The sequence below is a fragment of the Cryobacterium sp. MDB1-18-1 genome (assembly GCF_004402735.1).
Lineage (GTDB): Bacteria > Actinomycetota > Actinomycetes > Actinomycetales > Microbacteriaceae > Cryobacterium > Cryobacterium glucosi.
Genome location: NZ_SOFR01000012.1, coordinates 1 through 4,729 on the forward strand (window position 1 = coordinate 1; position 4,729 = coordinate 4,729).

4 protein-coding genes are annotated in these 4,729 nt (G+C 61.0%); 1 reads left to right on the plus strand and 3 read right to left on the minus strand.

Going from position 1 to position 4,729, the window contains the following annotated elements; translation table 11 throughout:
* Window positions 1-361 precede the first annotated feature (361 nt).
* From E3O50_RS02515 to E3O50_RS02525, 3 genes are all read right to left on the minus strand, one after another.
* On the minus strand, window positions 362-826 hold the full coding sequence (locus E3O50_RS02515) for a hypothetical protein (protein WP_134559660.1): 465 nt from the start codon (window positions 824-826) through the stop codon (window positions 362-364).
* Between the two features lie 2 nt (window positions 827-828).
* Window positions 829-1,710 (minus strand): nucleotide-binding protein, encoded by an 882-nt coding sequence (locus tag E3O50_RS02520; protein ID WP_166790674.1) that lies wholly within the window; start codon window positions 1,708-1,710, stop codon window positions 829-831.
* Window positions 1,711-1,981: 271 nt separating this feature from the next.
* On the minus strand, window positions 1,982-2,578 hold the full coding sequence (locus E3O50_RS02525) for a recombinase family protein (protein ID WP_134559664.1): 597 nt from the start codon (window positions 2,576-2,578) through the stop codon (window positions 1,982-1,984).
* 484 nt (window positions 2,579-3,062) lie between these two features.
* On the opposite strand from E3O50_RS02525, the gene E3O50_RS02530 reads away from it, so the two are divergent.
* Window positions 3,063-4,541, plus strand: coding sequence for an ATP-binding protein (locus E3O50_RS02530; protein ID WP_134559666.1), 1,479 nt, complete (start codon window positions 3,063-3,065; stop codon window positions 4,539-4,541).
* Window positions 4,542-4,729: the final 188 nt, after the last annotated feature.

Genomic DNA, 4,729 nt, shown 5'->3' on the forward strand with positions numbered 1-4,729 from the left:
TCAGATCCCTGCGGCGCACCTGGGCGCGTTGGACGTGGCGCTCACGGCCGCCCGGACCTCGTTGATCACCGCCGCAGAGCATATCGATGCGGAACCGCAACAGGCGCGGACGGGGCGTATCTGGCAGCCCGGGTGCGAGGCCTGGTTGCAGAAGTCGTCTGTATTGATGTCGGTACACGTCTGCACGGAGGCATCTCATCGTTTTGGGGTACAGGCCAGCTTGACGTCAGACGTATGTGACCAAGCGCGTCAGGATGGGGTCCGCCTCCAATTGATTGCCGGACTTTGCGCCGAATCTCAGAGTCCAAACCGACAGGCCAGGCCGTCTTGAGCCTTCGGTTGTCCGCCCGTCAGCGTGACATCAGACGGCGTACGCTGCACCGCAGATGAGGCAGTGAAAGGGTATCTCGGCGTCCTCGGGCACTTTTACTGGTTCCCATGAATGGCACGGCGGTGCGACAATCACCATGTCGTCTGGTTCTACAAGAGGATCAGGTTGTCCAGTCGATCCTTGGCGAGAAGGTTGCTTGAAGGTGATGCCACTCCGGCGAGACGGTTTGAAAGCATCCGCGAGCATGTCGTTGATGAGATCGGGCGCGGCCGCCTCCAGGGTGCCCTGCTGGAATTCCACTTGCTCTTGAGTAAACCACTGGTCATTCGCGGCTGACTGCCCGCATCGAGGGCACCAATAGACGGCGTCGTAAACGAAGTCTTCGGGTGCATTCGGCGTGGGGCCGTGGTGCCACTTAAACTCTTGCTCGCAGTGCGGACATTCCCGTCGCAGGTATCCGTCTGCGTCGAGCGGTAACGTGTAGCCAATTTCCACAATCAACCTGCCGTATCGAAGTAGACGTCTTGCTGGAAGGGCGCACCGTTCTCGAGGCGTGCGGTCACCGGCAGCTCGAATTGTGCGGGTCCCGACGGGCCCATTGTCTTTTGGGTCGTCCAGGCGTGCGCCGTGAATGTTTTACCGACCGGCAGCTTCTTCAACGGCCCGTTGTCGTGGAGCTGCACGTGTCCCTGAAGTTCCTTGGGCACGCTGATCTCGACGTCGAACAATGCCACCGCTCCGTTGTTGGTTAACCGGACGTCATCGAAGCGGTTGCCGCCTGATGAGTGCCATCGCCCATCCAAATGAGGACCCCGTCGTTCACCGCTTGGGATTCGTTTGCCGACAGGGAAGCCTCCGCCGGGTAATGGCGGGGGTGTGAAATCCCCTTCTTTGAACCAGGAGGATCCGGAGGTGTCCACATCGCAGCCGGCAGTGCGCAGGCGTTCGATGAGGGATTTACGGGCTTCTGGTGAGTTGGAGAGGCGGACGGCGTGGCGCCCGGCGACGTCGCTGAACGCACGGAGTGTCCCAAGTTCGACGAGGATCGTCCGATCCGGGTGGCGCCCTATAGCCATGCCGGCTTCGAACAACACATTCGGACGAGCCTGACCTGCAGGGGTTGTCTCCGGGTCAGCTTCGCCGTGCGAGTACTCGTCGCGGAGGTATGCAACGTCATCCGGAGTGAGTAACACCACCAGAGCTTGACCTTGCTCGAAAGCAACATCCAGCACATGCCCGATGTACGGAGAGCCCTGACCGGTGGCAGCAATCGCTTGGTCCCACTCGATCGGTTGCAGGCCGATCGACCGGAGAAACGAGAACATAGCGTCGCGAGCTGCCTCGTTGCGACCATGAACGACGAATACCTTCTTTGTCATGGTTGAACAGTAGTGCTCGCCACGGACACCGACTGTAGGCATTTATCGAGAGTGAGTCACAGGACGTGAACGTTGATCGTCTGTGAGATTCAGAATGAGTTGTTGGGTGAAGATTGATCTCACGTCCTCGGCGCCAAGCTGTCACGTATCCGTCCGTATCTGATGCCAGCTCTACGGCGTGTGTCGATCGGCGCCGATAGCGCTTGCGAACTTGGACAGTGGGCCCTGGTCCTCCACGCATAGGCAAAGCGATCGTTTCACGGCCCTCTGGCTAGATCGAGCCGCTCTCGCTGGACGAGGAGGCTTGTTGGTGGCGGTAGAGAGTCGCTCGACTCCACCCCACGAGGCGGGCCGCGTCTTCAGCGGTGCGCCCCTTCGCCCGAGCGTCGGTTGCGATCTCAAGTTTGTCGGCGATGACGGCCGGGTCTGAAAGGGGCCGGCCGAAGCGAGTGCCGGATTGACGAGCCGCCGCGATGCCCGCGGTGACGCGCTCGACGATGAGTTCCCGTTCATATTCGGCGAGGGTAGCCAACATGTTCAGCATGAGCCGGCCGGTGGTGGTGGCTGGATCGATGCCGTCCGAAATAGACCGCACATTCACGCCGCGCTCCCGCAGCAGAGTAACCGTGTTCAGAACATCGATCAACAAGCGTCCCAGGCGATCCACCCGCCACACCACGACAGTGTCGTCAGACTCGGCATACTCGAGCAGCTTCTTCATCCCCGGCCGCTCAATCGCGGTCTTACTCCCGGACGTGACATCAGCGAACACGTCTCGTTTCTGCACCCCGGCAGCGACCAGCGCATCCAGCTGAAGTTGAGCGTCCTGGCTCGAGGTGCTGATGCGGGTGTAGCCAAGCAATCTCATAGGCCCATTCTGCCTCGAAAAGCCCCATCTAGAGCCATGAGACACGAACTTTGGTGAGACGACTTTCTGAGACGCTCGGGCGCCACGGAATTGCGGGGGAGTGGGCTGCCGACACCAGATGCGCCTGGTGTCTTAGAAAGCTGCACCTTTCTGAGACTGTACGGTGCCGGCCTCCCTGCAACGTCGTCGACGCCTCATAAGTAGCAGTGAGTGCGGATAACTGACCAGGAGGTTATGCGGCGCAGTGACGAGATTGACCGCGCACCGAGATCCCCAGGACCTCGGGAGGACCCCGGTGGCTTCGGTGAGACACCTCGCATTCCTAGGGATGCAAGACGTGTATGACATCGCTCCGCGATGTCTTGCCCAACAGGTCCTCTGGAAATTCTGTTACTGAAGCGTTCGTTCGCGGGTGAGGTTGGGCGTTTAGATCCCACGTTGCTAGATTGCCCAGCCCGCCCTGTCGCTGCTGTATTCTGCAGCCATGCCCATGAGCGTCGACATTGATCGCCTCCGCCTACTGCTCGCGCGCGGCGCCGAGTCTGATGACCTTGAGTTTAAGTCGACGTGGGATCCGCAGCAGAAATCCGATCGCGTCGAGCTGTGCAAAGACATTGCCGCGATTGAGTCGCTTTCCGACGGTGGCTACATCGTCGTCGGCGCTGATGATCATGGGGCACCGAGCGGCACATTCGCACCTGAGCAAGCCCGTGACTTCGATGAGCAGAAGATCCGGTCTAAGGTCGCAGCTGTACTAGGCGAACCCATCGATCTAAGTGCGGCCCTCCACCGCATCGAGTCCAACGACTTCCTCCTGATCGGCATCGGCTCGAACCGGGACGGCATGCGGATCATGCCGAAGGATGGCGAGTACGAGAACAACACCATTTGGCGCGCCGCCGATGTTTTCGTGCGTAGAGGCACCTCGAGCGTCCGATGGAATCAGCACGAGGCGCGCGGCATCATCGAGCGGGTAATCGCGGCACGCAAGGAGGAATGGCGACGAGACATCTTCGAGACGATCCGCATCGCAACCCCGGCCTTCGAGCCAGGCGGGTTCGTGAACGTGAACGTCGAGATGCCCGCTGAGTCCTTTGGCGCGGCGGTCACCGAGCTGATTCGCCGCGGCGACGAAGTCGGCCTCGATCTTCTTCTGCGGAAGACGATCAGTAACGCGGTCGCCGTCGCCGATGCCGGAGCAGGGAAGGACGCGAGGGCTGTTGCGGCCGAGCTGAGCGACCAGCTCGACCGGCTGGACATCATAGCCGCGCTTTCCTCTCGCTACCCAGCAGGCGCGGCATTCTCCCGAGCGATGGTGGGCTACCGGGACATCTACGAGGCGGTCGACGAAGATTTCGTCAGCCAGCCAAACCGGTTCCCTCTCGGCCACAAGGAGGTGTTGATGCACCTCTATGCTGTCGGCGCCGTTCTCGTCCACGAGAAGCAGTGGGAGAACCTGGCGATCCTGGCTCGCCTGACCCCGATCAGTACGCACGGTGGTTACTGGAAATCGCTGCTTCGGAAGGCCGAAGTCATGGTCGCCCGAGCCGAGCTCCTGAAGGACGAAGAAGGCACGCGAAGCGGCGTCATCGAGGCCGCCAAACCCGTGGCTGCACACCTTTTCGACCTCCTCGGTGGTGGCCAGCCCCGGGACCTCACGAATCTCCTGGTCGAGTTCGACGTCTACCGCGGCATCGCTAACGCAGGCAAAGACGAGAATGAAAAGCTCGGCGCGTACACCAACTTCGCCCTCTACTACTCGGCCAGGGCCGAGCCCGCCTTCCTCACACTGCTCGATGATGCAGTCGCGCGCGCCGCGCTCTTTGACGGCACAGACGCCGAGCTCTCGGCGGTGTATCGCCACATGAACAGTGCGGCGTCGAGCGAGGCCTTCGCCTATAACGGCTGGGACGGCTTTGAGAATTCGCGCCTCGTTTCTTTCGCCGGGACAACCGGCAGTTAAGCGGCAGCGCCGCTTGTACGTCGGACCAGACACCCCTGACACGTTCTGGCAGCGAGCGTCTCATAGCCAAGCCGTCTCGCAACCCTAGGGGGCGAGTTCAGGTGGTGAGAGCAACACCCTGAGTTCCGTGGGGTGTTGTCGATGGCTCGACCGTTGTCGCCTTTGAGCGTTCGTTTAACGTTTTGGGA